Annotated in this window: 1 protein-coding gene; it reads left to right on the top strand. The window is 58.1% G+C overall.

All coding sequences use genetic code 11. The features are described from left to right. Positions 1-925, top strand: a 925-nt coding sequence (locus tag ACWGS9_RS34965; RefSeq protein ID WP_454509449.1) for an NADP-dependent oxidoreductase, incomplete at its 5' end; no start/stop codon positions are given. Positions 926-930 lie beyond the last annotated feature (5 nt).

Below are 930 nucleotides of genomic sequence, written 5' to 3'. Positions count from 1 at the left end.
AGCAACACTCTGGAGTCAAGTCATGAAAGCCGCTCTTCTTAAATCCTATGGCGACATCGATCAGTTCGTAATCGAAGAGGTATCCAAGCCGAAACCGCAAGCGGGTGAGATTCTCATCAAAATCGTAGCCTCGGCGGTGAATCCCTTCGATCTTCTTTTGCGGCAGGGCTTTATGGCCCAGTACATACCCTTGCAACTTCCTGCGGTGCTGGGTGGCGATGCCGCAGGCATCATTGCTGAACTTGGCGCCGGGGTGACTGAGTTGTCGGTGGGTGACCGCGTCGTTGCCGACTTTGCTGCGAACGGCAAGGGCGCCCACGCCGAATATGGGGTTGTGCCGGCCACTTCTGTTGCCAAGCTTCCCGCCAATCTGAGCTTTGAGCAGGGCGCGGCTTTGGTTAAGGCCGGGCTCATGGGACGGCAAGCGGTAGACGCTTTGAGTGTCAAGGCGGGTGATCGAGTGTTGATCTCGGGCGGCTTGGGTTCGGTCGGCCGCGTCGCTATTCATCATCTGCAGGAGATCGGGGCGAGACCCGTGGCCGCAGTCCGACCCGAACGCCTCGCCGAGGGACGCGATTTGGCCGGCGAAGCGCTCGATATTTCCATTGTGCCTACGGATGCTACATTCGATTATGCAATCAGCGCAGCGGCACCAGTGGCGGGCAATCTCATCGCGCATGTGCGGAACGGTGGTCAAGTCGCCAGCATCGTTCCCGTGCCAAACGATGAGAATATCGGCAATCGCGTGACTATCCACGAGCTTTATCATCGGACTGAAACGGCCACGCTCGAAGCCGTCTTGAATGCTGCGTCCCAGGGCCTGCTGCTCATGCCTATCGCCAAAACCTTTCCACTGGAGAATGTCGGTGCGGCGCACAGCGCAGTTGCAACCGGGGCCCGTGGCAAGATCGTGCTAAAACATTGAATATT

This window comes from Mesorhizobium sp. Arg314 (assembly GCF_053714275.1).
This window is presented reverse-complemented; position numbering and strand designations above follow the sequence as displayed.